General features: G+C 42.4%; 13 protein-coding genes. All 13 read left to right on the plus strand.

Features of this window, described 5'->3' with window-relative positions; all coding sequences use genetic code 11:
* Positions 1-6: 6 nt before the first annotated feature.
* The gene (locus ABDW32_RS07935; RefSeq protein ID WP_343561150.1) at positions 7-1,551 is read left to right on the plus strand and encodes a RagB/SusD family nutrient uptake outer membrane protein; all 1,545 of its coding nucleotides are present in this window, start codon (positions 7-9) and stop codon (positions 1,549-1,551) included.
* Positions 1,552-1,575: 24 nt separating this feature from the next.
* Positions 1,576-2,331 carry a hypothetical protein gene (locus tag ABDW32_RS07940; RefSeq protein WP_343561152.1) on the plus strand — a complete coding sequence of 252 codons (756 nt, stop codon included), beginning with the start codon at positions 1,576-1,578 and terminating at the stop codon, positions 2,329-2,331.
* 39 nt (positions 2,332-2,370) lie between these two features.
* Positions 2,371-3,834 (plus strand): polysaccharide lyase 6 family protein, encoded by a 1,464-nt coding sequence (locus ABDW32_RS07945; RefSeq protein WP_343561153.1) that lies wholly within the window; start codon positions 2,371-2,373, stop codon positions 3,832-3,834.
* Between the two features lie 487 nt (positions 3,835-4,321).
* Positions 4,322-4,627: a hypothetical protein gene (locus ABDW32_RS07950; RefSeq protein ID WP_343561155.1), complete on the plus strand. Its 306-nt coding sequence runs from the start codon at positions 4,322-4,324 to the stop codon at positions 4,625-4,627.
* Between the two features lie 274 nt (positions 4,628-4,901).
* On the plus strand, positions 4,902-5,948 hold the full coding sequence (locus ABDW32_RS07955) for a TonB-dependent receptor plug domain-containing protein (protein ID WP_343561157.1): 1,047 nt from the start codon (positions 4,902-4,904) through the stop codon (positions 5,946-5,948).
* Positions 5,896-8,094 carry a SusC/RagA family TonB-linked outer membrane protein gene (locus tag ABDW32_RS07960; protein ID WP_343561159.1) on the plus strand — a complete coding sequence of 733 codons (2,199 nt, stop codon included), beginning with the start codon at positions 5,896-5,898 and terminating at the stop codon, positions 8,092-8,094. Before ABDW32_RS07955 ends, ABDW32_RS07960 begins: the two co-directional genes overlap by 53 nt.
* A gap of 13 nt (positions 8,095-8,107) precedes the next feature.
* A complete protein-coding gene (locus ABDW32_RS07965; RefSeq protein WP_343561161.1) occupies positions 8,108-10,006 on the plus strand; it encodes a RagB/SusD family nutrient uptake outer membrane protein in 1,899 nt (632 codons plus the stop codon).
* A gap of 20 nt (positions 10,007-10,026) precedes the next feature.
* On the plus strand, positions 10,027-11,217 hold the full coding sequence (locus ABDW32_RS07970; RefSeq protein ID WP_343561163.1) for a DUF5000 domain-containing lipoprotein: 1,191 nt from the start codon (positions 10,027-10,029) through the stop codon (positions 11,215-11,217).
* A 20-nt stretch (positions 11,218-11,237) separates the two neighbouring features.
* Positions 11,238-12,416 (plus strand): DUF4998 domain-containing protein, encoded by a 1,179-nt coding sequence (locus ABDW32_RS07975; RefSeq protein WP_343561165.1) that lies wholly within the window; start codon positions 11,238-11,240, stop codon positions 12,414-12,416.
* Between the two features lie 11 nt (positions 12,417-12,427).
* Positions 12,428-14,452: an alpha-galactosidase gene (locus ABDW32_RS07980; protein WP_343561167.1), complete on the plus strand. Its 2,025-nt coding sequence runs from the start codon at positions 12,428-12,430 to the stop codon at positions 14,450-14,452.
* Positions 14,453-14,461: 9 nt separating this feature from the next.
* Positions 14,462-15,502: a GntR family transcriptional regulator gene (locus tag ABDW32_RS07985; protein WP_343561169.1), complete on the plus strand. Its 1,041-nt coding sequence runs from the start codon at positions 14,462-14,464 to the stop codon at positions 15,500-15,502.
* Positions 15,503-15,521: 19 nt separating this feature from the next.
* Entirely contained in the window at positions 15,522-17,117 is a 1,596-nt protein-coding gene (locus ABDW32_RS07990) for a solute:sodium symporter family transporter (RefSeq protein WP_343561171.1), read from the plus strand.
* Positions 17,118-17,138: 21 nt separating this feature from the next.
* On the plus strand, positions 17,139-19,379 hold the full coding sequence (locus ABDW32_RS07995) for a glycoside hydrolase family 95 protein (protein WP_343561173.1): 2,241 nt from the start codon (positions 17,139-17,141) through the stop codon (positions 19,377-19,379).

Consider the following 19,379-nt stretch of genomic DNA (forward strand, 5'->3'; position numbering starts at 1 on the left):
TCAATTATGTACAAAATAAAAATTTTAGGAGCATTACTTTTTTTAGGCACCTTGGGTGGCTGTAAAAAATTCCTTGACGAAAAACCCCTTGCAGATGGAACATTGGAGCAGCACTACAAAAATATGTATGATGTACGGGCTGCAATGGCTGGCATGTATAGTGCTTTTCAGCTTGAAATGGTCGGAAAAGAACAGTATACCGAGAAATATCTTTACTGGGGAGAATATCGGTCCGACAATTTTGATCGCTTTATTAGCTATACCAAGGACTATGTGGATGAAATTGTATTGAACAGTATCACTCCTTCTAATGATTTTTCAGATTGGAGCGGCCTGTATACTACGATTGGGCGAGCGAATAATAATATCAAATATATTCCGCAGGCCGCACAATTGGATAGTCGCATAACCATGGCCATGCAGAATGACTATTTAGCACAGAGTTATGCACTTCGCGCCATGTCTTACTTTTATATTGTCCGTGTCTGGGGTGATGCACCAATCTGGTTAGAACCATACGAAGATGTGCAACAACCCGCTGAAAGAGCACGAGAACCGAAAGAGAAGCTCATAAAAGAAGTCATCATTCCTGATCTGGAAAAAGCCTATTCGTTGATTATAAAAGACGCCAGAAGTCCCTTGTGGACAATCGGAGAGGCTGGAATATGCGCGATCATGGCCGATGTATATATGTGGCAAGGGGATCATGAAAATGCGATAAAGTGGATTGAGAAATTATTCTTGGCAAAGTCGCCGACCAATGTCACTTATGCCGGTTTAAATGAAACCAATCTGCAGGATGCAGCGACTTGGAAGACCATCTTTACAAACCCATCTTCGAGTAAGGAAACGATCTGGAGTATCCACTGGGATTATCTGAAAAATGGCTGCGCATGCATGCAAACTTCCTGGACTTCAAATAACAAACAGGTGATTGTGGACGAGGGGATCTGGAACAGTTGGTTTCTACCGCAGACAACGGGTACCCCAAGTCCGGATATTCGACCAAAACAGACGTTGGATGTTTATTTCGGTATGCCAAGCAATAAGCGTGATCGATTTATTAAATGGTATCCGACAGAAGCAAACCCAACCAAGGCTGACCCTTGGCCCGCAACAAATCAATTGCTTCCGGTCTATCTAACCATGTACCGCCTGAGTGACATCTATCTATTATATGCCGAGGCCCTGAATGCCAGGGGCGATAGGGAAAAAGCCATTAAATACTTGAATTTTGTGCGGAAACGAGCTCAACTTCCATTATACGATGTGAATGCAGCTGAAGTAGGGAGCCCCTACGCACTGGAAACGGCAATCCTGAACGAGCGGCAGTTGGAGCTTTTCGGAGAAGGGAAAAGGTGGTTTGACCTGGTAAGAACAAATCGTGTTAAGGCCGTGATGGACCCTATTCTGAAACGTAGGCAGGAGGATGCCGGAAATCTGGAAATGCCGGGATTCTTAGATCCTAAAAATCGAGCCTACTGGCCGCTGAATAGAAATGTTTTGAACTCCAATAGTTTGTTGGTTCAAAATCCGGGGTATACAGATTAATGCGGGAATTAAGAAAAGGAAATCATGAAAAGAAATTTTAACATCAAGTGGATACAAGTAGGGGTGCTGCTCCTGACTTTAATGATAACGGGCTGTTCCCTTTTTGATATGGAATTGCAGGAAAACTATGATTATAAGCATAAAACACTAGATCCCAATATTGGGATCAGTGCCCGTAAATTTTTAGAAAATCGTTCTTATGAGACTCCCGAGAACCCGTCGGATACGATCTTTAAATGGATGCGTAAGGGGTTGGATTATGCTGGTATTGGTCTTGAGGAGCTAGATAAGACGGATCGCACCTTTATCTTTTTACATAATGAGGCGATAAAGACTTGGGATGCCAAAACGAAGAAGGTAACTGCAGGACTTTTCTTCGATGTTCCCATTGTAACTGGTGTTGATGGTACAGGTAAACCCATTACCCGCCCGGCTACAAAATGGGAAGATTATAACCGCGATGATGTTCGTAACTATTTTCTTTATCTCATTTTACAGGGAAATTACAATTTTGATAAATTGACTATTTCCAATGTAAAAGCCAAGACATTGCTTCCCGCAAATACCGTGGCAAGTAAAAGCTCGCTTTTAGGGTACATGAATGAGGGAAAAGGTTTCAACCAAGAGGGTGTAATGTATCTAAAACTGGTCAATAACAATGATTTGGCACCGATTCAGATCAACGATAAAACAACGAATAGGTCTGGCGGTTATGTGACAACGAATGGTGTGGTCCATGTTTTTGGATCTAAGGGAAATACCACGGTGTATCCATTTTAGGTGATCCTAGCAAAAAGAACCTTATAAACAAATGTAAATATGATGAGAAATTTTTCAGTATTATCCTCTTTATCGCTGTTATTGGTGATGGGGAGTAGCTGTGAAAAACCGGCTGCGGTAAAATTGCAACTAAATGGTATCGCCTGTGTGCAGTGCCATACCATTCAATCGGCTGCCGACCTGCAGGCCTTAAGTCTACAGCCAGGCGACACGGTGATCATGAAATCGGGACAATGGACAAATCAGGAATTGACATTTAATGCCCAAGGTACCAGTCAGCAACCTATTGTACTAATGGCTGAGCAACCCGGTGCTGTGACCATGACAGGTACTTCCTCCCTTAGCGTCACGGGTAAATGGCTTGTTGTCAATGGACTGGTCTTTCAGGATGGGTATACTTCTGGAAAGAATGTGGTTGATTTTACCTCTTCTTCATCCAACTGTCGCTTAACAAATACCGCTATTGTGGATTATAATCCACCAGCTGCGACGACAGACTATAGATGGGTGTCCATTAACGGATCCAATCATCGTATTGATCATTGTTATCTCAAAGGGAAATTACATCAAGGACCTACAATGGTTGTTTGGGGAACAAGTAAAACGATGAAGCATCGGATTGATCACAATTTCTTTGGCGAACGGGCTGCGTTACCGGATAATGGTGGCGAAACAATCCGTATCGGAACAAGCGACTGGTCCATGACCAATGCATACACGACGATTGAAGATAATATCTTTCAACGCTGTAACGGCGAAACGGAAATTATCTCTAATAAAATGGGAGCCGATACCATCCGCAATAATTTCTTCCATGAGAGCCAGGGAACGCTATGCTTAAGACATGGAAATGGTTCTGCTGTTTATGGAAACTATTTTGTCGGTAACGGCAATAGTGCAGCTGGTGGTATCCGGATAATCGGAGAGGACCATATTGTCTACAATAATTACTTCCAGAATATGGCAGGAACAGGACAGAAAGCTCCCCTGGCCATCATGGACGGTGTACCTAACTCGCCATTAAGCGGCTATTTTCAGGTAAAACGTGTGAAGGTGGTGGCCAATACAATGATTAAATGTAAACAGTCATTTGATATTGGTTCAGGGAAAGGGGGAAACGGTCGTACTTTGCCACCAACAGACGGACATATCGCCAATAATGTGGTGTCACAGGCTGCGACTTCAACCATGCTGACTTTTACAGATCAACCTGTTAATTTTACTTATATGGGAAATATTGTATTTGATGTGCCAACAAGCCAACAGCTTCCAGCTGGATTTACACGTCAAAATCCACAATATACGTTAACAACAGACGGAATTTACGAGCCGACCAGTACCAGTCCGGTGTTGGGGGCCTTTGTGGGTAACTATCCTTTTGCGGCCGCGGCAGACGCTGGCGCTCCAAAATTGGATGCCAAACATCGGGATTTGCTGAAAGCACAAAATATAGGTCCGGGATTTATGACCGGATTGGGGAGCAGCTTGGTTATTAATCCGTAAGTGGTACTAAATATTGTTTTAAGCGGAGAATAACTGTTTATTCTCCGCTTTTTTCGGTAACAATGTTTTTCTTACCGCATACACCCCATACCCGACCCCAACAATGGATAGGTTGCCAGTGGTAAAAGAATATTCAATTTATGAAGTGCGGTTTTGCATTTCCAAAGCAATAGCCTGGTTCGGCTGTACAAAATCAGGATAAATATTAAACAGAAACATATTGGTATCAAATTATACCTAAAAACAAATTTCAGTCAGATTTTAGACAGTAATCAGTCACTGTTTAATCAGTCTATACTGAGCGATCACTGAACAATCACTGAACGAGCACTGAACAAACACTGTGAAAAAGTGTAAGTTGGTCGGTAAATATTCTTCCTTTGCTGCTCCTAAAAATTATCGTGGAAAAAGAAAAAAGTTAATAATATTCATCCATTTCAAATGAAGTGATTTTGGAATGTCCCTATTTTTTTGTATATTGCTGGTTATGAGTTTTAAAGAAAAATTAGAGAACTGGCGTACATCAATTAATCGCGCTGGTAGTGGTGAGGAATTGTATATTTTGCTTTTGAACTACAAGAAGTTTATCAGTAAAAATTGGATGGACGATTTTGGCGATCCGGGCAACTGGAGAACCGAGTTAAATCAGGTCATCAGCAAAGTAAGAAAAAAAGTAGACGTTGCAGATATTCGGAATTGTGAGGATCTATCGTCTTATCAAGATGATGCCCGACAGACTGCACATTCGCTAAATCATACATTAAAATATCATCACTCATTGACAAAAGGGTAGGCTAGGCCTACCTTTTTTTTGTGTAAAATTTTCTAAATAGATTTCCTAGCGGTATATAACTCATTTTTGACGTTATATACCGCTTTATTTTTATAACAAATCCCACCTTTTCTAGTTGCCCATTGGTGGCGTATATCGTACAAACATAAGCTATTATTAAAAAATATTTGCGGATGTCGGAAAATGTTTTTACTATTGTATAGTAGTATAGAATAGTATAGATTAATATTCGTGATACTACAATATAATAACCAATCTATAAGAAGACCAATTTATGATCTACCACATGTATTACCGAATCTGTAAATGGCAGCGATGTAGTCTTGTCTTCCTTTTTATGCTAATGGCTGGTTTTGCGCACGCACAGAACCAATCGTTTGAATTGAGAGGAGTTGTATTGGATAGCGTCGGACATTTACCCATTTCCAATGTTACAATTGCCTTTATGGGAAAGAATGCAGTTGCATCAACGGATGCACAGGGACAATTTCTGATTAAAGATGCACACATCAACGATCATCTTGTCCTGACTTCGGTCGGATTCGACCGTAAAACTGTTCAGGTCACGAGTACCAACCGTATGACCATTTACTTATCCTCATCAAGTTCCAATCTGGATGAAGTGACTGTCGTGGCCTACGGTACGCAGAAAAAAACGAGCATGGTAGCCTCCATTACCTCGATCAATCCGAAAGAAATTAAGGGGCCAACATCCAATCTGACCTCCATGTTGGCGGGTCGGGTAGCTGGACTAATTGCTTACCAGCGGAGTGGGGAACCAGGTAATGACAACGCTTCCTTCTTTATTCGCGGTGTCGGTTCTTTTGGCGCTGGGAAAAAAGATCCTTTGATTTTGATCGATGGAATGGAATCCAATACCACAGCACTTGCCCGCTTACAACCTGATGATATCGCTGGTTTTTCCGTATTGAAAGATGCAGCAGCCTCATCATTATATGGCGCTAGAGGGGCAAATGGGGTTGTTTTGGTCAACACCAAAAGCGGTATTGTTGGTAAGGCAAAATTCAATGCACGTTTTGAGAATTCCATCTCAACCAACACGCGTAATTTTAAATTCGCTGATAATATCACCTATATGAAGATGGCAAATGAGGCGGTGTTGACCAGAGATCCAAAAGGAACCCTTCCCTATAGCCAAAACAAGATTGATCATACCGAAAGGGGAGACGATCCATTGCTTTATCCCAATAATAACTGGATAGACCGGCTGATCAAGGATTATACCAACAACCAACGCTTCAACTTCAATGTCACGGGCGGGGGGGAACCTTGCTCAATATTATGTCGCAGGTACCTTTAATAACGATAAGGGAATTCTGCGATCTGAAAACGGCAATAGTTTTGATAATAACATCAATCTGAAAAACTACTCTTTACGTTCTAATATTACCTTAAATGTTACCCCAACGACTATTGGAATTATCCGTACTTCGGCCCAATTTGATGACTATACAGGACCAATAGGTGGCTATGATAAATGGGGAAATCTGATCAATGGTGGACAACGCGTATTTCGTGAAGCAATTTGGTCCAACCCCGTAATGTTTCCAGCAATTTATCCATCGTCCTATTCTCCATTTGCGACGCATCCGCTTTTCGGAAATAACTTTATCCCAACCACTAAAACGCTATATAATAATCCCTACGCCAATATGGTCAATGGTTTTCAGGAATATAATAGCTCCACAGTCAATGTGCAATTGGAACTGAAACAGAACTTCGATTTTATTACCAAAGGTCTATCCGCTCGCTTAATGGCCTATACACAACGCTATTCTTATTTTTCTGTCACCCGGAGCTTTAAACCATTTTATTACAATCTGGTCCGAATCCCAGGTACGAGCAATACAGTTTTAAGTCTGCTCAACGAAAATGAGGGTACGGAATACCTGGATTACAACCAGGGAAATAAAATCCTAAATACGACGACTTACGGTGAGTTTGCTGTCAATTACAACCGCACCATCGCTGAGGACCATGATATCACAGGAATGTTGATCGGTATTATCCGTAATTATCAGACTGCTAACGGTGGCGATTTGCAGGCTTCTTTGCCTGCTCGCAATCTCGGGGTGTCAGGCCGCGCAACCTATGCGTTCAAAAACCGCTACCTTTTTGAGTTCAACTTTGGCTACAACGGTTCCGAACGTTTCTCCAAAGATCATCGTTTTGGTTTCTTCCCCTCTTTTGGTGTGGGGTGGAACCTAAATGAGGAAAAAATGTTTGAATTTATGAACCCTGTCGTTTCCCGCTTAAAATTGAGGGCAACCTACGGTCTGGTGGGTAATGATCAGATCGGTGAGGACCGGGATCGTTTCTTCTACCTATCGCAGGTGAATCCGAATAACGGTGGCAGAGGTTTCTCCTGGGGAAATAACTGGGATTACACACGGCCTGGTTATTCCATATCGCGGTATGAAAATCGTGATATTACCTGGGAGCGGGCAAAGACCTTCGATGCTGGATTTGACCTGAATCTAAAAAATGGCTTGGGTGTGGTATTTGATTACTACAACTCTACCCGCAGCAATATCTTGATGGTGCGTTCGAATATTCCTTCTACAACTGGTTTTCAATCCGATATCCAGGCTAATATCGGGAAGGCGCAGAGCCGAGGATTTGACCTGGCCCTGGATTACAATAAATCCTTTCAAAATACCTGGTGGACTCAGTGGCGAGCGAATATGACCTATGCAACCAACAAATTATTGGTTAACGAAGAACCCGACTATCCGGCAAATTTATCCTACCTCTCTCGGCTGGGACATCCGATCAAACAATCGTACGGTCTGATTGCTGAACGTCTGTTTGTCGATGATATCGAAGCGGAAAACTCACCGCTACAGAATTTTGGTGGCGCCTTTAAAACCATGGGTGGTGATATCAAATACAGGGATATCAATGGCGATGGTAAAATCACGGATTTAGACAAAGTGCCGATCGGTTATCCGACAGATCCCCAAATTATTTATGGAATGGGATTTTCTGTGGGTTTCAAAGGCTTTGATGTCAGTGCATTCCTACAGGGATCTGCCCGTTCATCATTCTTTATTGATCCGGGAAATATTACACCTTTTGCGATCAACGGACCTTATCAAAACGGTTTGTTGCAGGAAGTGGCAAACAGCTATTGGTCCGAAGATAACCAGGACGTAAGGGCCCTGTGGCCACGCTTGACGGATGGTTTTAACAATAATAATAATCAGTTTTCAACCTGGTGGATGCGTAATGGTGCATTCTTACGATTGAAATCTGTTGAATTGGGCTACAATCTACCAAATCAGTTTCTCAACAAGTTTAAGATGTCGAATGTCCGTTTTTATGTCAATGCACTCAACCTTGCCGTATGGAGCAAATTCAAGATGTGGGATCCCGAAATGGGTGGTGAAGGATTAGGCTATCCTGTGCAGGCAGTGTATAACGTAGGTATTAACGTGGGGTTTTAAAAGGCAGTTTATCATGAAAAATCTAAGATTAATTAAATTACTGGTTGCGTCAGGTTTATTGTTTTTTCAATCCTGCAACTATTTGGATGTCGTACCGGACAATGTGGCGACAATAGATAATGCGTTTACAATGCGTAGCGAAGCAATAAAGTACTTAGCTACCTGTTACTCATACCTGCCGCCGGATGGAGATCCGACCAAAAATCCAGCTTACCTTGCAGGGGATGAATTTTGGCTGGACTACCCAACTCTGAGTATTGATGGGACAAACTGGAATATTGCCCGTGGAAATCAGAACGTCACCAATCCCTACGTGAACTATTGGGATGGTTATATGTATAATGCCATTCGCGACTGTAATATTTTTCTGGAAAATATTCGTAATCCCGAAAAAGTACGGGATATGACACAGGACGAGCGTACCACCTGGGAAGGAGAGGTGATGTTCTTAAAAGCATATTATCACTTTATGTTGATGCGGCATTATGGGCCTATTCCCACGATGGATGTCAACTTATCTGTAAATACCTCTATCGAGGATGCAAAAGTTAAACGCCAGCCTATTGATGAGGTTGTCGATTATATAGTCAAGGTTCTTGACGAGGCAATTCCTAAACTACCCAATACGGTCCAGTCTCCCGTTACAGATCTGGGCCGTATTACCAAGCCTATTGCCTTAGGCATTAAAGCAAAAGTATTATTGTATGCCGCGAGTCCACTGTTCAACGGTAATACAGATTATGCGACCTTTAAAAATGTCGATGGTACGCTGTTTTTCAACCAGCGCTTTCAGTTGGAGAAATGGCAAAAGGCCGCCCGTGCTGCAAAGGAAGCTATTACCGCATGCGAGAACCTGGGAATGGGTTTATACCAATTTCCTGGTACTGTATTTCCGCTCTCCGATACGACGATGATTCAAATGAGCGTGCGTAATGCTGTGACTGAAAAATGGAACAAGGAAATTATCTGGGCAAATCCGACTTCACGGGCCTGGCAGATGCAGTATTCATCCATGGCACATATTGATCCCAATAATGCAGGTAATAACAGTGTACATGGTACCTTAGCACCTTCCTTAAAGATTGTTGACCAGTTCTATACCCGAAATGGCGTGCCAATGGATGAAGATAAAACCCTGGATTTTAGTAATAAGAATCAGCTTCGTTCGGGTAACTATGCTGAGCGGTTCAATAATATTCAGAACTATCAGACTGCACGTGTACATTTTGATCGCGAAAATAGGTTTTACGCCAATGTTGGTTTTGATGGTGGGATCTGGTTTATGGAAAATACTCCGAGTCGTAGTGATGAAAATACCTGGACCACACAGCTGCGTTTGGGATTATTTGGCAGCGGACTCTCTATTCCTGTGACGACGTACTATCCCAAAAAGTTAGTGAACTGGAAATTTGCTTTCAAAGATGGCAATAGTTCACACATTGAAGAATATCCTTGGCCAATGATGCGCTTGGCAGATCTGTACCTGATGTATGCCGAAGCCTTGAACGAAAGCGAGGGACCAACAGCTGATGTCTTTTTATACCTAAATAAAATTCGGAAAAGGGCTGGGTTGGAAGGTATCCAAGAATCTTGGTCAAAGTATGCGTTAAACCCTGCTAAACCAACAAGCAAGGAAGGCTTGCGCAGCATTATCCAACGTGAACGGAATATTGAAATGAGCTTTGAGGGATCACGTTTTTGGGATCTGAAACGCTGGAAGCTGGCGGCACAGGAGCTGAATAAAAATATTACCGGCTGGGATAGAAACCAGGATAAAGATCATCCCGAACTTTTCTATAAAGAGCAGACTTTTTTTCAACAACGTTTTGTGGCACCTCGGGATTACTTCTGGCCAATAAGGGAAAACAACCTTTTGGTCAACCCCAACTTAGTACAAAATCCAGGTTGGTAATCCCTTATTAAATAGAAATTATGAAAAATCTAAAATATTTAAACTATTGCTATTTCCTGATCGGTCTTTTTTATCTATTGGCTGGTTGTAAAGAGGAAAAGGGATGGACGCTGCTGGAAGAAGACCAAACGAAACCAGGTATTGTGCAAAATACTTCTGTTACCAACGGCTACGGACAGGCAACGATCCATTACAGTTTACCTTCCGGTCAAAATGTATTGTATGTAAAAGCCGAGTATGTCATGGCCAATGGACAGACACGGGTCGTAAAATCATCAACCTATAAAAATGAGATCTTAATCGACGGTTTTCCAGATACACAAAAACATATTGTAAAGCTTTATGCCGTCAATAAGGCCGAAGTGGCTTCAGATGCTGTGGACGTTACAGTAGAACCTAAAACACCGATTTTTGATCTCGTATTCGGGCAAATGAAAATTGCGCCGACATTTGGCGGAGTCCGGATCAGTTCTATCAATAAGGAAAAAGGTGATGTCGTTATTGTCCCTATGGTTGACTCCCTAAACAATGGGGAATATTTGCCATTGGACAACTATTATAGCCAGGATTCCCTGATCTTATATAATATCCGCGGACTGAAATCCCGTGAAATGAAATTTGCTTTTTATGTGCGTGACCGATGGTTAAATAAATCGGATACATTGTATACCTCGCTGACACCGCTGGAAGAAAATCTTTTTCCGAGACAGCAGTTTGCAGCGCTGCATTTACCGGGGGATGCGCAGTATATGTACGGGACGACTTCGGAAATGATGTGGGACGGCAACATGAATCCCTCAAGATGGCCGGCCTTATATACGGTTGAAAGTGCCGGTGCTCCGCAATCCCTGACTTTTTCTATCGGTAAGGAAGCGAAATTGAGCCGTGTCGTGATTTTCCCACGTCGGGAAAATGGTTTTTACGATAAGGGTAACATGCGTGAATTTGAAGTCTGGGGAAGTAATAGTCCAAATCTGGATGGCTCTTGGGAGTCTTGGTCTAAACTGGCAACCTGTACCGTGCGAAAACCTTCGGGTACTCCAGCTGGAACAAATACCAACGCCGATGAAGTATACGGCATCGCAGGGTGGTCTTTTGATATGCCCGAAGATGCACCAAAATACAAATACTTGCGTATCCGCAATCTGCGCAACTGGCGTGGGAGTTACTTTATCCAGATTGCACAAGTACAAGTATGGGGAGTTTATTAACTATTAAAAAGAAAATGAAGATGAGAACATATCTATGCATACTGGCCTTGTTCGGCGTTTGTTTATTCGGCGCATGTTCTAAGATGGATGAATTTACCAAATTCACTGATGGACAGGAAATAGTATATCCTGCGAAGCTGGATTCAATCAAAATACGTTCGGGAAAATATCGTGTACAAGTAGATGGCATCTTTCGGGTGAACGCCGGAGTTTCCGAGTTGCGTGTGTATTGGAACAGTAAACAGGATTCCATGAAGTTTTCGGTAAAATTGACCGATGCTATAGATACCGTACATTATGTGATTGAAAATCTACCAGAAGGGCCCATGAATTTCGAAATCCGTACAGTAGATAGCCAAGGAAGATTTTCGGTTCCGACATTTCTTGTCGGAAACGTTTATGGCGATCGTTATCGTGAAGGACTTTTTCAGCGGACAATATTGGATCAGAATTTTATAGCTGATCAACAATTTCAACTTGTCTTACAGGATGTGACACCAAGTGTGGGATTTTATGCCGTTCGCATGACGTATAAGAATCAGAATAATACAACTACGGACACCTTGGTGCGGACGAAAGAGCTGAATGAGAAGATTAACCTCTTGGACTATTTACCGAATCAGGAGATTGTCTACCAGACTGTATTTCGGCCCGATAGCAATGCGATTGATACTTTTATGGTGCAGCGTAACAAATTACCGATAAAAAAAGGCGACATCAGTATTTGGTGTCTGAAGAATTACAAAACTCCGTTTACAGCGACGGCTTTCGATGGCAACCGTTGGGGAAATCTGGATCATTGGATAACTAATACGAGCATGAAAAACCACAATGGTTATGGTGGCTTTGGTTCAGATGATGGGGGTGTGGTTAATATTGAAGCCGGATGGGGCGCTCCAGCGATCATAAATGGTAAAATTGAGCAAAAAGTAACCTTATTTCCCGGTAAATATCGTTTTTTTTGTAACTTATCTTGGACAAATTATGATCAACCGCCAGCAAAACTGGTCGTAAGCAAAGCAAACAGTGGAATTCCAGATCTTGAACAAATTCAACAGGCAATGGCCCATGCAGACGTAAAATCCGATGGGGCTTATTTTGAAATCAAGGAAAAAGTCACCGTAAATATGGGGATGCTGGTCAATTTTCAACCGGACCATTACATGAAGATTAACGGGTTTCAGATCAATTTACAATAATATCAAGCAGAATGAAGACAGCTATTTTCGCGCTATGTTTTATGCTCAGTACGGTAATGTTAGCGGCCCAGTCCTTTCAGGTAAAAAAAAGGGGGATAACCTTGGCCTACAACAAGCAGACCGGAACATATTCGTTAAGCAAAGATCAGGTCACCTTTTTAAAAGATGCCAGTGCTTATCTAATACTTGCTGATGGACAAAAAATTAGTACAGACAAACTGAAGGATGGACGTAAAGTAACTGAGACGGTAATTCAGGATAATTTGGGAAAGGGTACACGCTATACCGTTTCTTCCAAGACTACTACTGGAATAACGTTGTTACAGCATTTTTATTTTTATGACAACAGTGATATGCTTGTCCTTGAACTGGAAGTCAAAGGAAAAAATCTGTCAAGTAATGAATTGGTTCCGATATGGTCCAATGCGACCATATCATCGCTCGGTAAATCACTTTATCAGGTAGCTGTTCCCTTCGACAATGATACCTTTATCTCCTATGAAAATAAGGCGATTTCTTCGAATAATAAGGTGAGTGCGGAAGTTGCTGTGGTCTACGACAGCGAGCGTATGCATGGCGTATTGATCGGTTCATTGGATCAATCGGTCTGGAAGTCGGGAATTGATATCAAAGGCGATAACGGGCGGTATAACTTGATTGCTGCCAAAGCGGGATTTACCGATGTCGCTATTACACGGGATTCAATGGCCCATGGTTTTGTGAGCGGCAATGTCATCCGTTCGCCGAAATATGCGGTGTATTATGTAAACGACTGGCGTATGGGATTGGAAAACTATGCCAAAATCCACCGTCAGTTGTCACCACCCTATGTGCAAAAATGGCAAGGGGCGACTCCTGTGGGTTGGAATAGTTGGGGTGTGATACAAGATAAAATCAATTTTCAGAATGCCACGGCCACAGCCGAATATTTTGCGAAGGTTATACCTTATTTCCGTAATGCAGCTGGCGAGGCTTTTATTGATCTGGACTCCTTTTGGGATAATATGACACCAGGTGGAATGTCGGGCGACTATACACAATTGAAGCAGTTTGTTCGCTATTGTGATTCTTTGGGTCTTAAACCAGGTGTTTATTGGGCTCCTTTTACAGACTGGGGCCATGGAAGTGGACCCGACCGCAAAGCAGAGGGAAGCGAATTTACCTTTGGCCAACTTTGGACCAAAACAGAAAAAGGCTACCACAATCTAGACGGGGGACGAGCCTTGGATCCAACACATCCTGGTACACTGGCACGCATGGATGTGATCTTGGGAAAACTAGTGGACTGTGGGTTCCGAATGATCAAGGTCGACTTTCTTTCTCATGCCGCAATTGAATCTACGGGTTTCTATGATAATAAAATTCAGACAGGTATGCAGGCATACGCCGTAGGAATGAAGCATTTGGTCGATGTTTTGCAGGGTAAGATGCTAATCTATGCCGCGATTTCTCCTTCCTTGGCGACAGCACAATTTGCACATATGCGCAGAATTGCCTGCGATGCCTGGAAGACGATCGACCAAACACAGTATACCTTAAACAGTGTCAGCTACGGTTGGTGGCAGACCTACCTCTATGATTTTATTGATGCAGACCACCTGGTCTTTCACGATGAAAGTCATGAAGTCAATAAAGCAAGATTGCTTTCGGGCGTTGTAACAGGGACCATTATTCTTGGCGATGATTTGTCGAAAAAGGAAAACTGGCAACCTAAAATGAACCAATATCTGCAGGATCCCGAAATTTTAAAGATTATAGCTGATGGTAAGAGCTTCCGTCCGGCAGGATTTGTGGAAGGAAAAGCTGCAAATACCTATTATTACAAAAAGATAGGAACAGATCTGTATGTGGCCGTATTTAATTATCATACCACCCCGGCAGCAATAAACATAGATTTTAAACAGATTGGCCTAATACCAAATAAAAAATATAAGGCGGTGGACTTGTTTGATAAAACAAATCAAGAGCTTAGCGCTGACAAATCCATTGCCTTTGAGCAAGCAGGAGCAAAATTATTTAAAATTGCTCTGCTTTAATCACAACGTATGAAGATAAGCAAAGAAGAACATTTTAAAGTATTGATCGATCGGATCAAACGCTTGGAAGCATTGAATACGCTGTCAAAACATGAATGTATTGTACAGGGAGTATTGGACGCCATTGACGCTAATGAACTGGAGGTACATTCCAGCTTACCTTCTGTCAATAACTTGATCCAATACCTAGGCTATGCACGCGAAACATTTGCCAAGGCTTATCGGGATCTGATTGCTCATGGTGTCGTGGAATCAAAAAACAGAAAGGGATATTTTGTGGTGAGTAACAATACGCAGATGAAACAAAAAGTCGCAGTACTGTTATATGCATATGATACCTTTCAAGATACATTGGTGAATGAATTGCGGGGCAATCTTCCGGAAGAGGTGACAGTGGATCTCTTTTTCCATCACAACAACATGGAGACTTTTGAAGATATTTTCAATCGTATTCAGGGACGATATACCGTATATATTGTCGCTCCAATTGAAAATAAAGAATCTGAATTGCTGCTGCGTTCCATCCCAGCTTCCAAATTATTGATTATTGATCGCTTGATGGACCTCGGCGAAGACTATTCCTATGTGTCACAGGAATTTGAGGAGGCAACCTATGCTGTATTTCAAGAACTTTACCCAAAGGTCAAAAAATATAAAGAAGTGATCTTCTATTTTCGGGAAAATACAGCCGAACCCAATGAAATCAAAAATGCTTTCTTACGCTTTCTAAAAGAGTATAAAATAAAAGGTCGGATCGAAAAGCAATATCATGTGGGCGACCTAAAAAAGGGAAAGCTCTATTTTACCATTCATAATCCAGAGCTGTACCAAATGCTGAAAGAAGTTTTGCAAAAAGGTTGGACTTTGGGGCAGGATCTGGGTATCCTTTCGCATAATGATGATGTCATCAAAGAGATTATTAGTGGCGGTATTACCACCTTTTCGACAAGTTTTGCGCGGATCGGATCGCAAGCGGCCAAGTTTGTGCTGGAAAGAACATTGATCAGGGAAGTTGTACCAACAACATTGGTAGATCGCAACTCCGTATAAAATAGGAAAGGTTTTTACGATGATAGTTTTCAGTTTTTGTCTTTTTACTGGTCTGGTTGCTTTGGGATCCTTATGGAAGTTTAAGACCAATTATTCCAATACATTAAACGGTTTCTTTCTTGCCGGAAAGAGCAACAGTTTTTGGATGGTCGGTTCGGCTTTGCTATTGACCAACCTGAGTGCCAATCAGTTTATAGGTGAAAATGAATCGGTCTATATCAATAATCTTTCGGTGATCGGTTGGGGGGTAAGCTCTGTGGTCGCCATGCTCTTGGTCTCAGAATTTTTGCTGCCCATCTATTTCAAACATGGCTTTCGTACAGTACCGGACTTTTTGGCATTGCGGTTTGATTCCAAAACTAAAATATTGGTCTCTATTCTGATTCTGATAGGATATATTGTTAACTTATTGCCGCCGGTATTATATGGCGGTGCGCTTAGCCTGACCACGATGTTTGATGTGCCAGGACTGCTGCATATCAGTTATTGGCAGAGTATCTGGATATTGGTCTGGGCATTGGGTATCATCGGTAGTTTATACAGCATATTGGGGGGATTGAAGCTGATTTCTTTGTCTGACATGGGGCTTGGGCTCTGTTTGTTTATACTTGCTGTGCTCATCCCCATTTTCGCGTTTTGGCAACTGGGTAATGGTGATATCTGGACTGGTATATTGCAACTGTTTCACGATAAAAGAGAACACCTCAATGCGGTGGGATCAAAACAGGATGCAGTGCCTTTCTCCACCTTGTTCACAGGAATGTTGCTGATCAATTTCTATTACTGGGGAATGGAACCCTATATTGCGCAACAGGCATTAAGCGCTAAAAATTTAAAAGAAGCACAGAAGGGAATGACTTTGGCTGCCGGTGGGAAGCTCCTAATGCCTCTATTGATCAATTTACCCGGCCTTCTGGCAGTGCATTTATTACCTCATGTACAACCTACAGCCTCTGTTTTCCCCAAACTTATCGTATTGATCTTTCCGGATATTTTGATTGGCTTTTCTTTAGCACTGGTGTTTGGCGCTGCAATGACAACCTATACCGCTGGTCTTCAGAGCTGTGGGAGTTTATTTATTTTTAATATCTACAAGCCTTATTTGGAAAATAAAAAAAGAGACCTTAATGAAAAAGAATTGGTCAGAAAAGGGAAGTTATTCGAATTGATTATTTCCATCTCGGCGATGTTTATCGCACCTTTTATTCTCTTTGCTCACGATGGTTTTTATACATACTTACAAACGGTATCGGGGCTGTTCAATATGCCGATCTTCACCATTATGATCTTGGGGATTCTCTCCCGTCGTGTAACGCCAAGGATGGCACAATTTGGCTTGTTTCTGTACATGTTCAGTTATTTTTTGCTGGTATTTGTATGGAAGACAGAACTACACTATCTGCACCTATTCGCACTACTATTTATCGCTGTTGCGCTAATCATCTGGAGTGGTAGTAAATTGAGCCAGCCAAACTACCTATCGGTCTATCAGTTTGAGTTTTCAGGTCAGGACAAAGGTAGCTATTGGAAGGGGAGGTACGGGGTCGGCACCTTTCTAATTCTATTGATGATTGTTATCTATTTTGTTTTTTCACCATTGGGCATCGCTCAATAAATTGTATAAGTCGCTATGTTAATGCACAGAAAAATTAAATGCTTCATCTTTACATACTTGACCCTTTGCTCAGCCACAACCTATGCACAACGCTATTACCTCTGGGATAATAAGCCCGCAACGGACTGGATGACCGAAGCGTACCCAATCGGAAATGGACGAATTGGCGCCATGATCTTTGCTGGAGTAAATCAAGAACATATTCAATTTAATGAAAATAGCCTATGGACTGGCGATGAACAGGAAACGGGCGCTTATCAGGCTTTCGGTGATCTTTTTGTTCGTTTTGATTCCGATGTTAACAAATCTTTTACAGCTTATAGCCGGAAATTGAATTTGGATAAGGGGCTACATGAAACCGCCTATCAGCAGGATGGACAGCAGATCAATCGACGGTATTTTGCCAGTCAGCCCGATCAGGTCATGGTATTTGACTATACAAACAGTAAAAAAGGGAAACTGAATGCCGTAATTGCACTGCAAGATGCGCATGGACAGACCGTACAAGTGGAAAATGGCCATTTGCAGTTTCAAGGTAAGCTTGCCAATGGTATGCAGTATGCTGCCCGGGTGCAGGTACAGGTGATCGGTGGTTCACTTTCTGAAACAAAAGATGAAAAAGGACAGGCTGTCCTTACGGTAAAATCTGCCGATAGAATCGTTCTGCTGCTGAGTGCGGCTACAGATTATGCCAATACGCGCGCAACAAAATGGAAGTCGGCTGAAAATCCAGTACACGCCAATGAACGTTATCTGAACCAAGCGATAAAATATGGTGTAGATAAACTATTGGCAAGGCACGTCGCAGATTATACGGTACTGTTCAACCGGGTGTATCTTGATCTTGACCATAGTCAGTTGGATGGCAGACAGACAACAAAAATGTTGTTGGAGGGATATAAAAAACAGCCGATACCCGCGCTAGAAGCCTTGCTGTACCAGTATGGGCGCTATCTCTTAATCAGTTGCTCCCGAAAAGGTGGCCTGCCAGCAAATTTACAGGGACTCTGGAACAACAGCAACAATCCGCCATGGCGCTCGGACTACCATTCCAACATCAATGTGCAGATGAACTATTGGCCTGCCGAAGTGGCCAATCTGAGTGAATCGGCCTGGCCTTACCTCGATTATATCAATAGCATGCGCGAGGTAAAGAAAGTAAATACACAAAAGAAATTTCCGGGCGTACGGGGCTGGACCGTAAAGACCGAAAATAATATCTTCGGTGGCGAGAGCTTTCTTTGGAACACCCCTGGAAGTGCTTGGTATGCGCAGGCCTTGTGGGAACATTATGCCTTTAATAAGGATGAGAAATATCTACGCGAGTTTGCATATCCAATTTTAAAAGAAGTAAGTGAATTTTGGGATGATCGTCTGGTACGAAGACCGGACGGAACTGTGGTGGCACCACAGGGTTGGTCGCCGGAACATGGCCCCACGGAGGATGCCGTGAGCTATGACCATCAGATTATTTATGATCTCTTTAACAACTACATCCAGGCAAGTACAGTTTTAAATATTGACGCTGACTATCGTAAACATATCACGGCACTTCGCGATGCATTGCTCAAACCCAAGATTGGACAATGGGGGCAGTTGCAGGAATGGGAAACCGATCGTGATGATCCGAAGGACAGACATCGCCATGTATCGCATCTGTTTGGCCTATACCCGGGCAATCAATTCTCGGTTTTGAAAACACCGGAACTAGCCAAGGCTGCGCGAGTCACCCTAACTGCACGTGGCGACGAATCTACCGGTTGGTCCATGGCCTGGAAGGTTGCTTTTTGGGCGAGATTACAGGATGGAAATCATGCCTATAAGATTTTAACTAATTTTATTAATCTAGTCGGGGGAGAGGGCATCGATTATAACAATGGAGGCGGAGTGTATGCCAATTTGCTCTGTGCGCATCCACCCTTTCAGATTGATGGCAATCTCGGTTATGTGGCTGCCCTGAGTGAAATGTTACTACAATCGCAAACTGATGTTCTGGAATTACTTCCCGCCTTGCCTGATCGTTGGTCTTCCGGGACAGTCAAAGGACTTAAAGCGAGGGGTAATGTACTTGTTGAAAAGATGGAATGGAATAACAGAAGTATTACGCAGCTCATCCTTTCTTCACCGAAGGATCAAACAATCCAGGTATTAAGTCCTTCCAGATTAGAAGGTCTTGCATTGCAACAGCAAGTCAATGGCAAATATCTTTACAAGATTCAACTGAAAGCAAACAAAGTAATCAAGTTCGTTCACAAATCCTAA

Origin of the sequence: Sphingobacterium sp. (assembly GCF_039596235.1) — a bacterium.
In the GTDB taxonomy this organism is placed as follows: Bacteria; Bacteroidota; Bacteroidia; order Sphingobacteriales; family Sphingobacteriaceae; genus Sphingobacterium.

Coding starts and splice junctions, on each gene's coding strand:
- ABDW32_RS07935 (WP_343561150.1), top strand. CDS start 7: ATGTACAAAATAAAAATTTTAGGAGCATTACTTTTTTTAGGCACCTTG.
- ABDW32_RS07970 (WP_343561163.1), top strand. CDS start 10,027: ATGAAAAATCTAAAATATTTAAACTATTGCTATTTCCTGATCGGTCTT.
- ABDW32_RS07965 (WP_343561161.1), top strand. CDS start 8,108: ATGAAAAATCTAAGATTAATTAAATTACTGGTTGCGTCAGGTTTATTG.
- ABDW32_RS07945 (WP_343561153.1), top strand. CDS start 2,371: ATGATGAGAAATTTTTCAGTATTATCCTCTTTATCGCTGTTATTGGTG.
- ABDW32_RS07995 (WP_343561173.1), top strand. CDS start 17,139: ATGCACAGAAAAATTAAATGCTTCATCTTTACATACTTGACCCTTTGC.
- ABDW32_RS07950 (WP_343561155.1), top strand. CDS start 4,322: ATGAGTTTTAAAGAAAAATTAGAGAACTGGCGTACATCAATTAATCGC.
- ABDW32_RS07990 (WP_343561171.1), top strand. CDS start 15,522: ATGATAGTTTTCAGTTTTTGTCTTTTTACTGGTCTGGTTGCTTTGGGA.
- ABDW32_RS07955 (WP_343561157.1), top strand. CDS start 4,902: ATGATCTACCACATGTATTACCGAATCTGTAAATGGCAGCGATGTAGT.
- ABDW32_RS07940 (WP_343561152.1), top strand. CDS start 1,576: ATGAAAAGAAATTTTAACATCAAGTGGATACAAGTAGGGGTGCTGCTC.
- ABDW32_RS07980 (WP_343561167.1), top strand. CDS start 12,428: ATGAAGACAGCTATTTTCGCGCTATGTTTTATGCTCAGTACGGTAATG.
- ABDW32_RS07960 (WP_343561159.1), top strand. CDS start 5,896: ATGTCACGGGCGGGGGGGAACCTTGCTCAATATTATGTCGCAGGTACC.
- ABDW32_RS07975 (WP_343561165.1), top strand. CDS start 11,238: ATGAGAACATATCTATGCATACTGGCCTTGTTCGGCGTTTGTTTATTC.
- ABDW32_RS07985 (WP_343561169.1), top strand. CDS start 14,462: ATGAAGATAAGCAAAGAAGAACATTTTAAAGTATTGATCGATCGGATC.